Consider the following 17,650-nt stretch of genomic DNA (forward strand, 5'->3'; position numbering starts at 1 on the left):
GAAGCCGGGCTTATGCTTCGGCTTCTTTCAAACTTTTACCGGACAACAGTGGTTTAAAGATTAATTAACACGTTCATTAGCATGCACAATATATCCAAAACCCTGATTTTATTATTGGCTGTTACAATCGGAAGTATCAGTACCGATGCATATGGAATCAATCCAAAGTACCGGCAACTGGCGCTGCTTGATATGACTGCCCGCAACGGAGAAGGTTCCCAATCCAATATTTATTCTGCCGAGTTTATTGCAAAAACTGCCGGTATTCCTTACATCATCACAACAGTTGTGGATACCGCCGTCAAATATGCCATGGTATTCAGCAGCAGCAGTTTTAAAGGTTCATCGGGATTTACGTCAGGCGAGAAATCGGCCTTGGTAAGTTACGTCAATAGTGGCGGCGTACTTGTTGTGCCTCATGTAAGCGATTCATTTTTTAATTCATTGTTCGGAATTTCCGGAAGTTCATATGGATACAGCCATTATTCCATCAGATGGAATGCATTGTCGGGCGATTCTTCACTGCGGTGGATTGACGACCCCAGGGAGCGGACAATACGTCTTGGCGACAGCATTATTTATCCGGGTTCGGTTATTGGCAGCAGAGCTTATACATTATCAACGGCTACGCCACTTGCTACTTATGGTGATGGAACTGTTGCTGTAATAAAAAATACTTATGGCAGCGGTCATGCGTATGCTTTGGGTGTTTCATTGATGGATATGATTCTGAGGTGTCAGATTAATCATGATTTTGAAGCACAACGAAATTTTTCAAATCATTTCGAACCGTCGTCCGATGTTTTTATGCTGTTCATCAAAGGTCTGTATGCTCAATATATTCCTTATGCTACATGGAAACACAGTGCACCTCTGGATTCTAAATATGTGCTGATGTTTACCCACGACGTTGACTGCCGGCCGGCCATGGACACCATGCACTATTTTGCCGATTATGAGCAACAGAACAATATCATAGGCACTTACTTTGTGACGACTCATTATATACACGACGACCTGGATAATGATTACTATACTTCCCATATTCCCGAAATCGCGTATGTTGCTTCGCTCGGACATGTAATTGGAAGTCACTCCGTAGGGCACTTTCCCGATTTTGATAATCCTGTGAATATTCCTGAAGGTTTGCCCGGAAATACACAAGCTACCTATTCTCCGCATTATAGCGTTTATAACAGTGCCACCACTGATGCCACTGTTTTTGGCGAAATGGAAGTTTCAAAAGGTGTATTGCAAACCGATATTGGTGTCAATGTGAAATCATGGAGGTCAGGCTATTTGTGCTATCCGGCGGATCAGGCGCATGTACTGGATTCAACGGGTTATATGAACAGTTCTACCAACAGCGCGAATGTTGTGTTATCAAATTTCCCCTTCTTCTGCCATCAGGGGCTTTCATTTACACAGCCCGTTTTACCTGTATTTGAAATTCCGAATACTATTGATGTTGATGGATATAATCTTGATTCCTTGTCTTCAACAAACTACATTTCAAAAGCAAATACATGGCTTACGGTTGTACAAAAAGTGGCGGATAACTACGCCCCGGTGGTTTTTCTGATTCATCCCACCGAGCTGTATAAGCTGGATCTTGAAGATTATCTTATTCAAAATCTTCCGGCCGGTGCATCGATTATGAATCTGGAATCATTCGCATCGTACTGGCACAGCAGAGATACGCTGATATTTTCGACGGAAAGATTGAATGATTCGGTATTGCAGGTTACGGTGCCGGATTCATTGTTCAGTTTGAGCGACCAATTGAGTCTGGTGATTAATAACGGGCAGTCGCTTTCGAATATCATTGTCCGGAATCAGAGTGGAAGTCCCGTTGGTTTCCATCAGTCGAACTGGGAAAACAATGACCTGATTATTTATTTCTATCCCACCATTGTTGGAGTTAATCAGAGTGCTGCGGCTAAGAATTCTTCCTATGTTAAAAATTATCCCAATCCATTTATAGGTTCAACAAACTTCGAGTTTTTCCTTGACAAAGACGCACAGGTTACAATTCAGGTCTTTGACCATACGGGACGGGAAATCAAATCGGTTGTAAGTGAGCATTACAAAGCAGGTCTGCATCTGGTAACTTTTAATGCTGACAATTACGGGGCGGGAATTTATTTTTACACGATGACGACGCCGGAAGGCAGATATTCGGGCAAAATGATGCTGATGGAATAAGGTGAATCCGGCATTACAAATATCGACGCAAAGCGAGAAACAACTCTGTGTCTGACACTGATTGTTTGCCAGCGTTAGTTAAGCAGAAGAATTATACGCACTCTATTTTATAAAAACAAACGACTGACTAAAGCATTTGCTTTGCATTATCTACAGTGACTTCCAGCACGCGGGTAAGAAAAGAAAATTTATTTTTCATCATATCGTATTCTTCGCCTGATTCAAAATACCTGGCCGTACCTTCGATAATAAAACCTGTTCCGGGATAGTCCTTATATCCCAACACATTTTTACTTCCCAGAGCTATTTTGACCTTATCGTTTACCTCAACATTTTTTTGTGTTTTACGAAAGCCATAGGCAGGAATCAAAATGCGTTCATCTTCGGTAATTACTAAAAATGAATTCCACGTATTTACAAGGTGAGGTTCAACACCCCACGACATAATGGAGACAACCCCTTCGTGCTTTAGTACTTCTGAAAATTTGTCGCCTAATTTGCTCATGTTATATTATTAAAATATTAAATACTAAGTTTATGAACAGCATTACTTTGCTTGCCAGTAGCATCTTTTGGGCGATACGATGGAGCCTTCTGCTTTCAATTCAGCCATTGCCTTATCAACCAGTTTACGGTCAAGGTTTGTCAGCTCTGCGATTTTCCCGGCGTTCAGCGGAGCTTTTTCTTTTTTCATTGCTTCCAATACGTGTGTTTTTGCGTCCATTTTCCTGATGTATTAAATGAAGAATATGCTACGAAGGTAGTCTTTGTTGGGGAAATGCTCTGATTGACCGGTTAAATGCCGGTGCTGTTTTATTCTTTTCGGAAAATCGGCCTGTTAATCTTTGATGCAACGCACGGAAAGTCCGTAATCTTTATAGTCATCGTAACGATTCACCTTATTATCGTCGCTCAAAATACTACGGTACCATGCCATATGTGATTCTGATTCTGTTGAACTCCACCAGAATCCTTTAACACCCAATCTGTCATAGGTTCCTCCCATAAAGCGCAGACCTCCGGGGAGGGCCGTAAACTTTGTTGAATTCGCCAACGTGTCATTTGGGCTGCTCCATCCGGTCCCGGATTTTAATTTTCTTCCGCAGCTATCCTGATTGCCTAAATATTCCGTCAGTACATTCCACTCCTCATCGGTAGGTACATGCCAGCCCGGGGGGCAAGCCGTTATTGCTGTTTCAAAGTCGTACAGATATCCGTATCGGGCAACATTTTCCGCATTATCACCATAAGCCCAACAACCGCTGCCGGCTTTATAGGCAAGGTTTTCTGCCATCCAGATTTGTTTGCCTATCTGTACTGTTTTATAAACTTTCCCATCTCTTGCATCCGTAAAAGTTGATGTTAGCTGTGCGAAGGAAACCGTTACATTAAGCAAAATGGCGAGTGCTAATAATTGAGTCTTCATGCTGTAAAGTTTTCTTTGCCTGTTAATCTTTGATGCAACGCACGGATAGTCCGTCTGTTTTGCTGCTGATATCTCTGGTTATGTTGTTGTTATTGTAGTCAATGCTTCGGGTCCAGGCAAGAGTGGCTTCTAATTCTGTGGATGTCCACCAGTAACTGTTGGTACCTAAGTCGCCGAAAGTAGTACTGTTGAAAAGGTGTCCGCCCGGAATGGCTGAAAAACCGCTGGTATTATTTCCATTGCCGTTTTCATTCCATCCGCCGGCAGATTTTATTTTGTTCACGGCGACATTTTCTCCGAGAAAGGACATGAGTGTGTTCCACTCCTCGTCGCTTGCCAAGTGCCAACCCGCGGGGCAAACTGTTTTTGCTGTTTCAAAGTCATAAAGATAGCCGTATTTGGCAACATTTTCCATATTGTCACCATAAGCCCAACAACCGCTGCCGGCTTTATAGGCAAGGTTTTCTGCCATCCAGATTTGTTTGCCTATCTGTACTGTTTTATAAACTTTCCCATCTCTTGCATCCGTAAAAGTTGATGTTAGCTGTGCAAATGAAATCGTTGCATTAAGCAAAATGGAGAGTACGAGTAAGTGGGTTTTCATGCTTTTGAATTTAGGTTTATAAATACAGATGCGTTGAACTATTTCTCAAGGCAAATTCAAACAACAAAATAATAAAAACTAAACGGACTATACAAATTTCGGATGTGTTTTCCCGATACTCCAGGCATTTGCATACGAATCGCCCAGCTGCCAGTATTTCCTTGTATTCATCTCAAATAATATCGGGTCAATTTTCTTTAAATCAATCCGCCCGTCGGTCAGAACCGAATCATCGCAAAAAGTACTTATAATTTCTCCGATGAACACATCGTGCGAGCCGTAATCAAGATGATCTTTCAGCCTGCATTCCATGTTCACTGCAAATTCCTCAATCATGGGTGCCGTTTTCAACTCTCCGTAAAATGATGTGAATAGTGCAGACTTGTCGGCATTTTTTCCCGAAACGATACCGCAGAAGTCGGTTACAACGGTTTGTTTGGTTGAAGGCACATTGATACTGAATGTTTTGTTTTCTCTAATGCCCTGGCCACTGTAATGCGACTTTCCCATGCCCATACAAACAATGTTTCCGACCAACACGCCCACATGCGCCATGGTGATGTAATTCGGAAGCCCGTTGATAACGGTACCTACCAGTACGGTTGGCAAGGGATAAAGTGAATTCAATTTTCCTAAATTATTTTTCATCTGTATAAAATTCCTTGTTGCTAAATGATAAAAAGTCATTCATTTTAGTTGATTCAGTTTTTTGTTGTGCCCTTCATTTATTATTCTTTACTATTTGATCCAATAATTTACATTTTCATGTACAAATTCACTAAACAAAATCGGCGATTTGCCGGTGATTTCCGATACTGAATTTCCTACAGCTTCTGCCTTTCCTGCTTTTATAAGCGCATTCAAACTGCTCATTACTTCAATCACAAATTCGGGCATGTGATATTGTTTCATACCGTCTATAGCCGCTTGTTCCGGAATGTCAATGAATGAAACCGTTTTTCCGATTGCTTCCGAAATTATTCTTAAACAGTCAGCATAACTTAAACTTTCGCCGCCGGTTATGTCAATTGTATGCCCTGCAAATTTCGAAGGATTTTGCAAAATAGCGGCATTTACGGCAGCAATATCGCGAACATCAATCCACGAAACGTTGCCGTGACCCGTTGGCATGTATACTATACCGTTTTTTATGTCATTTGCATGGTAGCTGATAAAATTCTGCATAAAATTATTGGGTGCCGTAATCGTAAACGAACATCCGCTTGATTTTATATATTCATCAATTGTTCCCTGCAATTTTGATATTTTGTATGGCGACTGAACATTTGTTCCCATACCGCTGCTGCGAACAATGTGCTTGATTCCGGCAATTTTTGCCGCATCGACTGCATTTTTGGCCCAGTCAACCATTAGTGGATGCATGGGCACCAGCAAGAATAGTGTGTCAAATCCTTTGAATGTTTCTGATAGTGCGTTTTTGTCGGCAAAATCAATAATTTGAGTAGGATATGAAAATGATTTTCCTTCTTCTCTTTGACTTATACCTGCTGTAAAGTCTGCATTTGCAGCTATTAAAAGCTTAACAATTTGACTGCCGATATTCCCGGAAGAGGCCGTCACGAAAATTTTATTGTCCATAATTGTATTGATTAGTTTAAATAATAACTTTGCAAAGAAATAGAACAAGGTTTGTATATGCAATATAGTAATGTTTACACAACAGAGTACCGTAAATGCTACCATAGTTGAATAACAGTGATATAAAGCAATAAATAAAATGGATTTTGACGAAAATAAATTAACCCGTGAAATAATGCAGGAACGATACAGTAAGTATGGAACCTGTCCTGTAGCTGTTGCAATCGGAAAAATCGGGGGCAAGTGGAAGCCTATTATTATTTATATTTTATCTCACGGAACATGCCGCTTCAGTGAACTGCTGCGCATGATTGAAGGTGTGAGCAAAACCATGCTGACGGCGCAATTACGCGAACTGGAGAAAGACAGATTGATTCACAGAGAAGTGTTTGCAGAAGTTCCGCCAAGGGTAGAATATTCCCTGACGGAACTGGGCAAAACCCTGCGTCCGGTTATGATGTCACTGTGTGAATGGTCGGAAGCCAATGTCCTCCGGCAAGAGGTATGTGAAAATTAGCTCAGTAAAGTGGTGCTCTGTTTTCGGAAGTATATAAAGGCATTCCGGAGTGTGTCAGCAATATTTTCATGGACAATTACTAATGAATACTTAGTAATTTGAAAAAGAAGGTGTGGAAAAATTTGTGTATTTAGATTCCCGTCAGGGTTTGATTTCTTTGAATCCTTTTGTTTTCAAGTAATTATTCAGAGTTTCAGTTATAGCTCCATTCTGGTCGTACACCAATAAGGTTTTGATAAAGTCATTGTAGCCGGCATATTTATTTCTGTAGCTGATGTAAAATCTATTTATAAAATGCTGCCAGTTTGCATCACCCATCTGTTTTCTTATTTCATGAATAATAAGAGGTCCTTTATAATATACAACGACCGCTTCTTCCCATGTTGTAAACTGCTGTGGAATATCAAACAGGAGTTTTTCATTAGTATCGTTGACATAATATTTATAATAGGAATTTGCGGTTTCGAGGCATTTAGCAAGGCTGTCCGCACCCCAATACTGCTCAATAAACATATACGTCAGGTACTCTGTCATAGATTCTCTCAGAAACTGTACTCCGTCTTCGTTAGTTTTATCTTTATAATGAATTCGCCCGACGCCCCACCATTCGTGTGCAACCTCATGTGCTGCAGGTTTTAAACAATAGAGCATTCCATAAGTATTAAAATCAGAAAGGGGCGTAGTCCCGAATATCTGCAGCGAACCCAACGCAGAACCGGCAGGATAATCGGGAATTTCAATAAATGAATAGGTGTGATAAGGATAATCCTTTTCAAATAAATTGTAAAAATACCGGAATGAAGCACAGACTATTTTTGTATAACCATTCTGAATAATCGTATCACGGGAATAGAACCAGAAATCAATATTTTTATCCGCCGATTTTTTTTGGACAAATTGAAGTGAATCGGTTTTGAAAAAGAACAATGGACAGGTGAAATTATTTTTGTCATACCATGTCATTACTTTCTGTTTATCGTTCACAATATTTTTTATCATATCGCCTGAAGAAAGTGCAGAATAGTTCATCGGGAGCGAAACTGTGATTCTGTGAGCAGATAATTCGTTGTATAGAAGCGGATACCATTTTTCGGGTCTGGTGAGAGTGTGCACACAGCGTGTTGAGCCGGAAACAGAATCAAAAGGAATTGAGTAATCGAAAAAAAGTGTCAGCTTATCTGAAAGATTCGTGTTATCAGGTAATGTAAGGCAGACAGAATCTACACCAAAAGCTTGAAATGAAACATCCTTTTTGCCGTGCCGCTGATTCAGATATATTCCATCAATACGGGCACGGTGTGTAAATATTAATTCAATTTTATGGCCGGTTAAGTTGCTGACATCCATTGTAAGATTAACTTTCAATAAACGGGAAACGGTGTCAACAGTCACCTTTATAGTGTAATCGCCAATATCGGCATGATTTTCCTGCGCCGTTACGGATAATGAAGCGAGTGAAATTATAAGTAAATAGAATAACTTTCGAACCTTGTTCATTTTTCCATCATGTTCGGGAATGGATTCCGTCTCTGTTTATAAACGCAGTGTTTCATTTCTGATAAACATAACCAACAACTTTGGTTGAGTAAAAGAATCCGAAGCCTTTTTGTTCTTTGATATTGATAAAAACTATATTCCCGCCTTTTTCCAATGTCTGTTTTTTCAGTGTTGCCAGCGTTTCTTCTTTAATGTTGTTATTGTTATGGAACCAGCCTCTTTCAGTAGCCGAAACTTCTCCTAGATAGTTCAGCCCGCATACATCGGATTGGTCGAAGGTAATGATAACATCGCTGAAAGCATGCCGTATGCCGGAATTATTTTCAGTTGAAAGATACGCATTATTTACGTCATTGCCTGTCCGTGTAAAAGAGGAGAGAACCACCAGAAGACCTAAAACGAACGAAAATTTCATGATTGTTTTCATGGGAGTACAATTAATGTTTTCCTACTCATATGGCTTTTCGGCTTCGCCCCGTTTTTGCAATGGTTTCTGAACTCCATCTATTTTTATTTTCCGGCATGACGTTTACACCTGTTGAAATGTTACAAGCAAGTAAATAAGTTTTTCCATTCCGGGTTTTGTTTATATGAGTCGTTGCAAACAGCGCTTTACCGTGCATGCTTGGCACAGAACCCCGGCTTTTATCCGAAAAAGTGGCAGGTACTTGTTCAATGGAATAAGCTATATTGAGTAAATTGGCGGTTTCTGATATTATCATTACCATCCTTTTTCTGTTGGAATAATTGTGCTATGATTAACGTGTTTTGCTAATGAGCCGCATTACAACATTTTAAAGTTGTCTGTTTCAATAAACGCAATAATCAATCGTATTTTGCAAACGGAAAATTATTCTTTAATAAATTTCGCTATTGAAACGCTTCCGTCTGTTTTTGCTTTAATACAATAAATCCCGTTCGAAAAATTCTTCACATCAATGGTTGTTTTTATTCCATCGTTCTCAATCGCTTTTATTAGTTGTCCTTGAATATCAAAAATTTCTATGGAGGATTTTTTTGGTGTTTCAATTATTAGAAAGTCACTTGCGGGATTGGGATAAATATCTATTAAAAAGTTATTCTGAACTTCATGAACCGAGAGCCATCCAAGCTCATAGGCTCCAACATCAATGCGACCACCCTCTATACGCGGGTTACCGGCTATATCGGTGACGGGTATTAAAAGACCTGTTGTATCGGGAGTGCCGGCATTTATGCAAGGTGAAGACGCCTGTAACGACCAATTGGCTGTTATTCCATTGTACAGTGTTCCGCTGCCCGCCGATGCTGCAACAAACAAAGGCAGGGTGTCTGAATTATTCTGATAAATCCCTGTATAGAAAATTCCTGTGTTAAGACCGAAAGAATCTGTACTGCCTTGAATGTCGCAATAATAGAAATCGGGATCGCTGTTTTCATCCTCTAAAAACACCTGATGTCCGCTTGAGTCGGCGGTATTGCCCCAGAAGATAGTGTTATATTGGATTACACTACTGCCCAAGGAGCAATATAAGCCACCTCCTCTGGTTGCCTTGTTACTTGAAACCGTATTATTTGAGAAAGTGGGAATTTCATAAGTGTAATCACAATAAATTCCTCCGCCCCCACCAAGAGCTGTATTGTTCGAAATAGAATTATTACTTACGGTAGGAAGGCCACCACTAGAGCAATAAAATCCTCCGCCATCAGAAGCGGAGTTATTAGATATGAAGTTAGCTGTTATTTTCGGGCTATTGTTGGCACAATAAATTCCACCACCAAAATGTGCTGAATTGTTTATTATAATATTGTTTGAAATAGTGGCATTACTGCTGTTATAAATTCCCAAACAAACAATCGCCCCACCAACGGCTGATGCGACATTGTTTGAAAACGTATTATATAGTATCGAAGGGTTACTGTTTTCACAACAAATACCCCCTCCGCTATAAGCACTATAGTTGTCAGCGATATAGCAATGTGTAATAATGATCTTGCCTCCTGCACAATGAATGGCGCCGCCACCGGGATATGCATCCGCTCTGCAATGAGAAATGCTGCAATTGGAAATAATTATTTTTGGGAAATTAACGGTACTGATTGCCCCACCGCCGATTGTGGATTTGCTGTATTGAAGGTTGCAATAATAAAATTTTGAACTGTCATTTGATAATGGTGTATTGTCAAATTGTACACCGAGCCAGCCAACGGTTGTGTCGGCAGCCGTGATAGTTATCGAATCTGAAACACTTCCGATTGCCAATATCCTGCCCAGCACCATTAGCTTATACGAACCCTGAAAGATGACATCAACTCCCGGCTCAATGGTGAGCGTAGAACCGTCAGGTATCATAATAGCACCCTGTATAAGATAAGGCGACCCGCCAAGTGTCCAAGTTCCGCTGACATTTCCGCCGGGTATATTGGTTGCTGAAGAAAAGAAATGCATTAAAATAAATGCGAAGCAGAGAAAAATAATTTTTTTCATAGTTTCTGATTTTTATTAATTTTTATTTTTAAAAGTTGGTTGCTATTATAATGGTAAAGATAGTAATTAACCGTGTTATTAATTTTATTTCAGCTCATAGACTCGTGGTGTTGTATGTTTTTTTTGATTGTTAAATCAATCTTTTATGCATCGGACGGAAAATCCCAGGTTCTTATAAAAAGAGTCTCTGTGAACAGCGCTTTGCAGGGTCTGCATGGAACGACCCCAGGCATCCGAACCGTTTTCAGTTGAAGTCCACCAATAGCCGTTAACTCCCGGACCAAGCCAAAGACCTGTTGAAGTCGTGTCCATATAGCTGCCACCCAAGGCTGAGAACCTCAGCTCATCGCTTGAATCATCACTTCCTTGGTAAGTAGTTATCCAATCGTATTTTGCTTTAAGTTTGTCACCGGCAATACCACTGCCGCCTGCATAATCGGTTAATATTGTCCAGTCCGTGTCGGTTGCAACATGCCAGCCGGTCGGCGCGATATCTCGGTTATCAATTACTGCATACCAGTTATACAACTTCCCGTAACTGTCAGACATGAAGCCGGTATAGGCTCCACTTGTAAGATTGCGCCAGAGAATTCCGTCATGAATACCTATTTCAGGGATTGAGTCGCCGTTGCGGTAATGCGTTACCCGCAAATTCGCCGCCATCCATGTTTGAGTGCCGATATTCACCGTTGGATAAATATTGCCATCAATATCCATTGCTTCACCGTCACTGGTAATAAACGTAACAGTGTTGCCGTATGAAGTTCCAAACAGATTCGTGGCATAAGCCCTCAAATAGTATAAGGTGCCAGGAGTTAAACCGTTGATATTGCTTGTGAAACTTCCGATTCCTGTTCCATCTGAAGTCGTACTGCAATCTGTGGTTGGCAATGGTCCCGTGCTCCAGCATACACCTCTCCCGGTTATTGGAAATCCCCCGTCACTTGAAATATTTCCACCACAAAGTGCTGATGCTGACAAAATACGGGCCGATTCGAACGTTGTTAAAACAGCTGCATAGGGGAGCTGACTGTTATAAATAATACTGTTCTCTTTTTTGCATTCAGACATGATAAGCAGGGCTGAAATTGCTGTAATTATCAAGAAAACGCCTGGCCTGATTTTCATGTTATAGGATTTTCAGCGTTGCTAATTAAACATTTATTAATGCAATTAAGTACCGATGGTAAGAATTATTCGCCGCAAATATGCGGTGAATAATTTATTTTTTCACTGCATGAAACTATGTGTCACAACCTATAATTTCAAAATTAAAAATCTGCACCCACGTTTATACTGATGTTTACGGTAAAATAATGGTCACTGAAATGGTCTTTCCGTGGGGGATTAACATTACTCATATTTGTTCTGTAAATATCATGCCCTTCGCCTGCCACAAGCATATTATGGTCACGCTTAATAATTCCGGGGCCGATATTGATATCAAAGAAAAAGTGCCGGATTACCGCCTTAATCCCTAAATTCCCGAATACTCCGGTGATGTTCACTTTGTCTAATTGCTTACGATAGAAGTAGTAACTATCCCCTCCGGAATTGTCCCAGATATGATAGTTCGTCGAGTCAACCTGCAGGTATTTGTAAATTCCTTTAAGCGAAAAATATAACAACGCTCCTTTATTTGATCTTCTTGGTTTATAGAAATAAAAATTTACCTGAGGTATGATATAAAATCCGGAATAGTACTCATAAGCACCACGGTTGGCGGAAGCTGCAATAAAAAACCGGCTGTAATTTCTTTGGCTGGCGTATTTATATCCGGCGGCCAATCCAAATCCCAAAATGCCCGGCTTATATTCATACCCAATTCCAACCTGATCTAACAGTGCACTGTTTATTGGATTTATAGAAATGTAATGTCGTGGAAAATGTTTTGCGGGCAGTGAATCTGATTTTTGTCCGAAAATATATACCGGAAAGAATGCAACGCAAATAATAAAGATGCTTCTTTTCATTGTTGCAGTGTTTTATGCCCTGTTATGTTCGGTGTAAACGGTATGCCTGAATCAAGATAGGGTATACGCATTCATCGCATCGTCGGGCGTTTTTGATTGTAAATATAATAAATTTCAATCTATCAGCCGCTGGTCTTATATTATTTTCCTTTGCCACCAATGCGGAGTTTCTTGCATACTGCAGCACGATGTATGAAACACATTTGCCGGGTTGACCGGAACCATAAGCAACTCCAAGGTTTGGATTGCCTGACCGCAGGAGCATTTCAAATTCTTTTATTACATTTGTTTTGAACTTGCAATAACTGCGGATTGCTTACGGCGGAAAGGTGCATGGATAAATTAATAGGCGGAGATTGAAATTAGCACAGGAAAATATTGAACGTATCCACAAAGTGGTTAAACACATAGAGCTGAACATTGACAGTGAAATGCCGCTGGATGATTTAGCCGAATTGGCCTGTTTCTCTCCGTTTCATTTTCAGCGTATATTTAAGGAAGTACTGGGCGAAACTCCCAAGCAATTCATAAAACGTCTGCGGCTTGAGGAAGCTGCGCGGATTATTGCGTTCCAACCCGAATTGAACATTCTTGAAGTAGCCGTAAAAGTAGGGTTTCAATCGCTGGAAGCATTTTCCAGAGCATTTAAAGACTATTATTCTTTAAGTCCCGATAAATACCGTAAGTCGAGCGAAATTGAACGTATCAACATTACCCAGATTCCTTACAGCAAGAATATTTTAATTGATGAAGCAAAAATAGAAATTTCATTTCCCGAACATAAACCAGAGTTTGAAGATTTAAAGCCGGAAATTGTCAACAGGCCGGGGCAAAAATGTGTTTGCCTGCAAACCACGCTGCAATCGCCCGTACTTATTAAAGAGAGTTTTAAACGAATTAAGCAGTGGGCTGAAGCAAGAGATTTGATTAACGGCGAAACGGCAATATTCGGATTAATAAAAGATTATCCTGTTTTCACTTCACTGGATAAATGCAGGTTTTTAACCTGCGTTGCATTAGGTAAACAAACTATAACGTCAGGACTGGTCAGCTTTCTCGAGATTCCTTCCACAAAATATGTGAGCTTTGTAAAGGAGGGCAGTTTTCAGGATATTATAAAAACTGCTTCTTATGTTGTTCATGCGTGGCTGCCCGAGAGCGCATTTAAATTGAAACTGGAACCCATATTGCTGGTGCCTTTAAATGACCCTTCGATTACAGACTTCAACGAAAATTCCTACCAGATCTACATTCCGGTTGAAGCGGAGTAATATATAGCAAGAAATGTTAAGCTCTTCGCAACTTATGTGAAAATTTCCGTTTCACAGTCATGTAATTTTGTCAAAAATATTCATAGAATAATTAAAGCAAAATTTATGATAACATTAGAAGGTGTTACGAAAGTATTCCGGTTAAAAGAAAGAACCTTTACCGCGTTAAACAATATTGAACTCTCCATCAGCAAAGGCGAATATGTTGCCGTGGTCGGGAAATCCGGAAGTGGTAAATCCACATTATTAAACATGATTACCGGTATAGACCATCCGAGCAGCGGAAAAATATGTTTAAACGGAACCGAAATCGGAACGCTGAACGAGAGCCGGCTGGCAACATGGCGTGGAAAGAACATTGGAATTGTATTTCAGTTTTTTCAATTGATTCCGACACTCACGATTCTCGAAAATTTATTGCTGGCTATGGAATTTGTAAATGTCATTCCAAAGAATGAACGTACACAAAGGGCGAAAAAACTGTTAGCTGATGTAGGAATTCCGGAACAGGCGCATAAAATGCCTGCTTCCCTTTCGGGCGGCGAACAACAGCGTGCTGCCATTGCAAGAGCGCTGGCAAACGACCCGGCAATAGTTGTTGCCGATGAACCTACCGGAAACCTCGACAGCAAAACGGCTGAAGCTGTCAATTTAATTTTCAGTTCGCTTGCAAAATCGGGCAAGACGGTGATTGTAGTTACTCACGAAAAAGATATTGCATCAAAATACGACCGCACATTTACATTATCGGATGGTGAAATAGTATCAACGCAATCTAAAGACTAACGACCATGGATAAGAAATTAATAAAAGCGGTAAGAGATTTAAGTTCAAATCCAAAGCGGACATTGCTGGTTGTATTTGCGCTGATGCTTGGTATATGGGGTCTGGGAACGGTGCTCGTTTCCTATACCATACTGATGAAAGATTTGTCGGCCAATTACCAGAGGACGTCGCCCTTAAATGTAGTGTATCATTCAACTGATTTTGATAAACTCAATCTGAAAGAGTTTAATGAAAAGCCCGAAATAGCAGGCGCAGAATTCAGAGACTTTTCTTTACACCGAATCGAAATACGACCCGACGTCTGGATTCCGCTGTGGATTTTCGGTGTAGAGAATTTTGAAGATTTCAAACTGGCCCGCGTTTTTCAGCAAGAAGGAAACCTGGTGCCTGAACCGGGAACTATTTTAATGGAACGCGACGGAAAAAAAGTTTCAGATATACTGCTTGATTCTGCCCCCAAAGTCCGCATTGGAGGAAAAACAATCAGGGTGAAAGTCAGCGGAATCTGTTTTGACCCTGCACAGGCTCCTGCAACACAAGATGCTTTTATTTATTCGTATACCGACAAAAAAACCTACACTCAAATTACCGGTTTGCCCGTGAATCAACGCTTGATTGTTCGTCTGAAAAATGTGAATTCAAAGCAGGATGTTGAACGGACAAGCAAATTATTGGAAGCGTATTTTGCAGCCAAAGGAATAATTATCAGTTCGGTGGATATTCCAAAGTTCAATGAGCATCCGCATCAGTGGCAGCTGAACACCCTGTTGTTTTTAATCGGAACCATCGGTTTTTTGGCTTTTATCATGGGCTCGGTGCTGGTTTCGCAACTGGTAAAATCAATCATGGCAAACCAAATCAAGCAAATTGGAATATTGAAGGCTATCGGTGCTTCGCAACGGCAGGTTTTTAAGATTTATATTGCAATGCTTTTAATAATTGGTGCAATAGCCGGAGCAATTGCAATTCCTTTATCCATAAAATCCGGAAGCGCCTTTGCTTATTTTATTGCCGGGAAATTGAATTTCGATATTCTTACAACCACAGTGCCTTTCAGGATTTATGTTTTTATGATTCTGATAAGTTTGTTGCTGCCCACTCTGTTAACAATAGGCATATTGCTTAAAGGCACCGGTATTTCTGTTAAAGCGGCTTTAAGTGATTACGGAATATCGCCCGATATCGCCAAAAGTAAATTTTCATTTTTAAAGAAAGTAAAGCTTCCCGGTCACTTAAATCTGGCAATACGGAATTCGCAGCGTAACATGGGCAGGCTGAGCGTTACAATTTTTGCAATGGCTTTTGGTGTGGCAATTTTCAATACCGGATTTAATGTGCGGAAATCGCTTTGGGTATTGCTGACGCAGTATAAAGAAGAGATGCATTACGATGTGCAGGTTGTTCTGAATAATCCGGTGACGAATGACAGTGCCTTGTACCGTTTCAAGTCATTAAACAATGTGGCAGCTGTTGAAACGTGGCTGGGCGGTCGTGGCGAGATTCAATCAAAAATAGTTTTTACCGACAAAGGTGCCGGAATTGTTGCGCTTCCGGGAAATTCAAAACTACTTCAATTGAAAATCCGTGAAGGTCGATGGCTGACTTCATCCTCCGGTTTCGAAATCGTTCTCAATCAGCAGGCACTTGCGCTTTACGGAAATCCTGCCCTTGGCTCTAAGATTGATATGACCGTTGGAAGTAAAAGCGTTAAAGCAACAGTTGTGGGCGTAACACAGCAATTCGAGCGACCTAAAATTTATGTTGATATCAACCGTTACGATTCGCTTTTCAATCCACTGCATCTGGTGAATACCATAACGTTTGTTGCAAAGAACAATGATTACAGCTCAGTCGTGGCTCTTAAAAAGGATATTGAACGTGCTATTGAGCCTTCCGGTCTGGATATAGCTTATGTGATGTCGCAGGCCGAAAGAGTGAAAATAATTTACGACCATCTGGATATCATTTTATCCTCCATAATTCTGCTCTCATTTTTAGTGCTTGTGGTGAGTGCCATCGGAATGGCTTCGGCAACCGGAATTAATATCTGGGAGCGCACCCGCGAAATTGGCGTCATGCGCTCCATTGGGGCAACACCCGGGAAAATTTACTCCATATTTGTTACCGAAGGTATGATAAGCTGCGTGATAAGCATTATGATGGGGCTGATTTTTTCGATTCCTTTAAGTCGTCTGGCCGCCGTATTTTTCGGGGATTTAATGTTGGGAAAAGATGCAAAACTGGAATATGCATTCAGCCTGAACGGCTTTTTGATTACCATAGCCGTAACGCTGATATTCGGATGGCTGGCAAGCCGGATTCCCGCAAGGTCGGCTATTAAAGTGTCGACACACAAGGCATTATCGTACGAATAATTTTAATATAAATAAAATGAAAAATGTCCGTTTAAGTTTATTACTGCTCATCAATCTGCTGGCCGTAAGTGCATTTTCGCAAACAGCTCAAACAGAAACAACATTTACGGTGCATGCAAGCGGCTTTGAATCCAATACAGGTCAGGCTATGTTACGATTGTTCCGTGCGGGCGATGAAGTGCCGACGAAACCCTTCTTAATCCTTAAGGTCGCAATTGTAAATAAAGACGCCGTTTTTACCGTAAAGAATCTGGCATATGGAGATTATGCCGCGATAATTGTTCACGACCGGAATGCAAACGGCGAAATAGATCACAGCTTCGGCATGCCAAGCGAACCGCTCGGCTTTTCAAACAACTGGGAACTCGGTTTGTTTTCGGGAATGCCGACATTTGAAAAATTAAAATTTACCTTCTCAAAAACAAATAAATCGCTGAGCGTAAATATGGATGACTGAGATTGAAAATAATCTTCCGGAATAAATACTATTGCTTCACTTTATTCACAAGGTAGTATTGTTTATTCCGGTTGATTTTCCTATAAAATTTCCATATAAAGCGCTCGATTTTTCAAGGAGCCGCAATTCAGATTTAGTATGCGACCGGAAAAGCGTTGATTCAATAATTACTTTTTCATTCTTTATTGTTCTGCTCCAGATTCCCGTTACCTGTCCGTTTACAACAATTATGGGCCGAAAAATACCATTGGAGGAAACGGCTTTCGGGCGGATTGTTGCATTGATAACAGCCTCTCTGTTTGTATAACCAATGAGTAATTCATCAAATGCTGGTAAGAAATAAACCGATTTATTCTTGATATTGGGATTTGTAAAATTTGCCGTTAACCAATAAACCTGCGAATTAATTGTTTCTGAGCACTATTGTCCGATAAAAATACAGAATATTATTTTGCAAACCGCAACAAATTGAA

At 40.5% G+C, this 17,650-nt stretch carries 18 protein-coding genes; 6 read left to right on the forward strand and 12 right to left on the reverse strand.

Annotated features, from left to right (window positions below):
* Nucleotides 1-81: 81 nt before the first annotated feature.
* On the forward strand, nucleotides 82-2,205 hold the full coding sequence (locus tag WCM76_15295; protein MEI6766995.1) for a T9SS type A sorting domain-containing protein: 2,124 nt from the start codon (nucleotides 82-84) through the stop codon (nucleotides 2,203-2,205).
* A 127-nt stretch (nucleotides 2,206-2,332) separates the two neighbouring features.
* Here the strand turns inward: WCM76_15295 and WCM76_15300 are convergent, their stop codons facing one another.
* From WCM76_15300 to WCM76_15325, 6 genes are all read right to left on the reverse strand, one after another.
* Complete coding sequence (locus WCM76_15300) at nucleotides 2,333-2,710, reverse strand: pyridoxamine 5'-phosphate oxidase family protein (protein MEI6766996.1); 378 nt, start codon at nucleotides 2,708-2,710, stop codon at nucleotides 2,333-2,335.
* A 42-nt stretch (nucleotides 2,711-2,752) separates the two neighbouring features.
* Nucleotides 2,753-2,929, reverse strand: coding sequence for an HTH domain-containing protein (locus WCM76_15305; protein MEI6766997.1), 177 nt, complete (start codon nucleotides 2,927-2,929; stop codon nucleotides 2,753-2,755).
* A 114-nt stretch (nucleotides 2,930-3,043) separates the two neighbouring features.
* Entirely contained in the window at nucleotides 3,044-3,631 is a 588-nt protein-coding gene (locus WCM76_15310; GenBank protein MEI6766998.1) for a fibrobacter succinogenes major paralogous domain-containing protein, read from the reverse strand.
* A gap of 22 nt (nucleotides 3,632-3,653) precedes the next feature.
* Nucleotides 3,654-4,235: an FISUMP domain-containing protein gene (locus WCM76_15315; GenBank protein ID MEI6766999.1), complete on the reverse strand. Its 582-nt coding sequence runs from the start codon at nucleotides 4,233-4,235 to the stop codon at nucleotides 3,654-3,656.
* 87 nt (nucleotides 4,236-4,322) lie between these two features.
* Entirely contained in the window at nucleotides 4,323-4,883 is a 561-nt protein-coding gene (locus WCM76_15320; protein ID MEI6767000.1) for a flavin reductase family protein, read from the reverse strand.
* Nucleotides 4,884-4,973: 90 nt separating this feature from the next.
* Complete coding sequence (locus WCM76_15325) at nucleotides 4,974-5,834, reverse strand: NmrA family NAD(P)-binding protein (protein ID MEI6767001.1); 861 nt, start codon at nucleotides 5,832-5,834, stop codon at nucleotides 4,974-4,976.
* A gap of 139 nt (nucleotides 5,835-5,973) precedes the next feature.
* On the opposite strand from WCM76_15325, the gene WCM76_15330 reads away from it, so the two are divergent.
* Nucleotides 5,974-6,351 (forward strand): helix-turn-helix domain-containing protein, encoded by a 378-nt coding sequence (locus WCM76_15330; protein MEI6767002.1) that lies wholly within the window; start codon nucleotides 5,974-5,976, stop codon nucleotides 6,349-6,351.
* A 141-nt stretch (nucleotides 6,352-6,492) separates the two neighbouring features.
* Here the strand turns inward: WCM76_15330 and WCM76_15335 are convergent, their stop codons facing one another.
* The 6 genes from WCM76_15335 to WCM76_15360 all read right to left on the reverse strand — a co-directional run bounded on the left by WCM76_15335 (nucleotide 6,493) and on the right by WCM76_15360 (nucleotide 12,288).
* Nucleotides 6,493-7,848 carry a M1 family aminopeptidase gene (locus WCM76_15335; GenBank protein ID MEI6767003.1) on the reverse strand — a complete coding sequence of 452 codons (1,356 nt, stop codon included), beginning with the start codon at nucleotides 7,846-7,848 and terminating at the stop codon, nucleotides 6,493-6,495.
* Between the two features lie 52 nt (nucleotides 7,849-7,900).
* Nucleotides 7,901-8,275, reverse strand: coding sequence for a hypothetical protein (locus WCM76_15340; GenBank protein ID MEI6767004.1), 375 nt, complete (start codon nucleotides 8,273-8,275; stop codon nucleotides 7,901-7,903).
* Nucleotides 8,276-8,300: 25 nt separating this feature from the next.
* Entirely contained in the window at nucleotides 8,301-8,570 is a 270-nt protein-coding gene (locus tag WCM76_15345) for a hypothetical protein (protein ID MEI6767005.1), read from the reverse strand.
* Between the two features lie 128 nt (nucleotides 8,571-8,698).
* On the reverse strand, nucleotides 8,699-10,315 hold the full coding sequence (locus WCM76_15350; protein ID MEI6767006.1) for a right-handed parallel beta-helix repeat-containing protein: 1,617 nt from the start codon (nucleotides 10,313-10,315) through the stop codon (nucleotides 8,699-8,701).
* Nucleotides 10,316-10,450: 135 nt separating this feature from the next.
* Nucleotides 10,451-11,443 carry a fibrobacter succinogenes major paralogous domain-containing protein gene (locus tag WCM76_15355; protein ID MEI6767007.1) on the reverse strand — a complete coding sequence of 331 codons (993 nt, stop codon included), beginning with the start codon at nucleotides 11,441-11,443 and terminating at the stop codon, nucleotides 10,451-10,453.
* A 143-nt stretch (nucleotides 11,444-11,586) separates the two neighbouring features.
* Nucleotides 11,587-12,288, reverse strand: coding sequence for a hypothetical protein (locus tag WCM76_15360; GenBank protein ID MEI6767008.1), 702 nt, complete (start codon nucleotides 12,286-12,288; stop codon nucleotides 11,587-11,589).
* A 356-nt stretch (nucleotides 12,289-12,644) separates the two neighbouring features.
* On the opposite strand from WCM76_15360, the gene WCM76_15365 reads away from it, so the two are divergent.
* The 4 genes from WCM76_15365 to WCM76_15380 all read left to right on the forward strand — a co-directional run bounded on the left by WCM76_15365 (nucleotide 12,645) and on the right by WCM76_15380 (nucleotide 17,177).
* A complete protein-coding gene (locus WCM76_15365) occupies nucleotides 12,645-13,559 on the forward strand; it encodes an AraC family transcriptional regulator (GenBank protein ID MEI6767009.1) in 915 nt (304 codons plus the stop codon).
* A gap of 105 nt (nucleotides 13,560-13,664) precedes the next feature.
* Entirely contained in the window at nucleotides 13,665-14,345 is a 681-nt protein-coding gene (locus WCM76_15370; protein ID MEI6767010.1) for an ABC transporter ATP-binding protein, read from the forward strand.
* Nucleotides 14,346-14,350: 5 nt separating this feature from the next.
* Nucleotides 14,351-16,720 (forward strand): FtsX-like permease family protein, encoded by a 2,370-nt coding sequence (locus WCM76_15375; GenBank protein ID MEI6767011.1) that lies wholly within the window; start codon nucleotides 14,351-14,353, stop codon nucleotides 16,718-16,720.
* A 16-nt stretch (nucleotides 16,721-16,736) separates the two neighbouring features.
* On the forward strand, nucleotides 16,737-17,177 hold the full coding sequence (locus WCM76_15380) for a DUF2141 domain-containing protein (GenBank protein MEI6767012.1): 441 nt from the start codon (nucleotides 16,737-16,739) through the stop codon (nucleotides 17,175-17,177).
* Nucleotides 17,178-17,650: the final 473 nt, after the last annotated feature.

It is taken from the genome of Bacteroidota bacterium (assembly GCA_037133915.1).
GTDB lineage: Bacteria > Bacteroidota > Bacteroidia > Bacteroidales > CAIWKO01 > JBAXND01.

Excerpts from the sequence above, each read along its gene's own strand:
- WCM76_15295 (MEI6766995.1), top strand. The coding sequence starts at position 82 with ATGCACAATATATCCAAAACCCTGATTTTATTATTGGCTGTTACAATC.
- WCM76_15370 (MEI6767010.1), top strand. The coding sequence starts at position 13,665 with ATGATAACATTAGAAGGTGTTACGAAAGTATTCCGGTTAAAAGAAAGA.
- WCM76_15305 (MEI6766997.1), bottom strand. The coding sequence starts at position 2,929 with ATGGACGCAAAAACACACGTATTGGAAGCAATGAAAAAAGAAAAAGCT.
- WCM76_15325 (MEI6767001.1), bottom strand. The coding sequence starts at position 5,834 with ATGGACAATAAAATTTTCGTGACGGCCTCTTCCGGGAATATCGGCAGT.
- WCM76_15340 (MEI6767004.1), bottom strand. The coding sequence starts at position 8,275 with ATGAAAACAATCATGAAATTTTCGTTCGTTTTAGGTCTTCTGGTGGTT.
- WCM76_15330 (MEI6767002.1), top strand. The coding sequence starts at position 5,974 with ATGGATTTTGACGAAAATAAATTAACCCGTGAAATAATGCAGGAACGA.
- WCM76_15320 (MEI6767000.1), bottom strand. The coding sequence starts at position 4,883 with ATGAAAAATAATTTAGGAAAATTGAATTCACTTTATCCCTTGCCAACC.
- WCM76_15360 (MEI6767008.1), bottom strand. The coding sequence starts at position 12,288 with ATGAAAAGAAGCATCTTTATTATTTGCGTTGCATTCTTTCCGGTATAT.
- WCM76_15375 (MEI6767011.1), top strand. The coding sequence starts at position 14,351 with ATGGATAAGAAATTAATAAAAGCGGTAAGAGATTTAAGTTCAAATCCA.
- WCM76_15315 (MEI6766999.1), bottom strand. The coding sequence starts at position 4,235 with ATGAAAACCCACTTACTCGTACTCTCCATTTTGCTTAATGCAACGATT.
- WCM76_15310 (MEI6766998.1), bottom strand. The coding sequence starts at position 3,631 with ATGAAGACTCAATTATTAGCACTCGCCATTTTGCTTAATGTAACGGTT.
- WCM76_15345 (MEI6767005.1), bottom strand. The coding sequence starts at position 8,570 with ATGATAATATCAGAAACCGCCAATTTACTCAATATAGCTTATTCCATT.
- WCM76_15380 (MEI6767012.1), top strand. The coding sequence starts at position 16,737 with ATGAAAAATGTCCGTTTAAGTTTATTACTGCTCATCAATCTGCTGGCC.
- WCM76_15355 (MEI6767007.1), bottom strand. The coding sequence starts at position 11,443 with ATGAAAATCAGGCCAGGCGTTTTCTTGATAATTACAGCAATTTCAGCC.
- WCM76_15300 (MEI6766996.1), bottom strand. The coding sequence starts at position 2,710 with ATGAGCAAATTAGGCGACAAATTTTCAGAAGTACTAAAGCACGAAGGG.
- WCM76_15350 (MEI6767006.1), bottom strand. The coding sequence starts at position 10,315 with ATGAAAAAAATTATTTTTCTCTGCTTCGCATTTATTTTAATGCATTTC.
- WCM76_15335 (MEI6767003.1), bottom strand. The coding sequence starts at position 7,848 with ATGAACAAGGTTCGAAAGTTATTCTATTTACTTATAATTTCACTCGCT.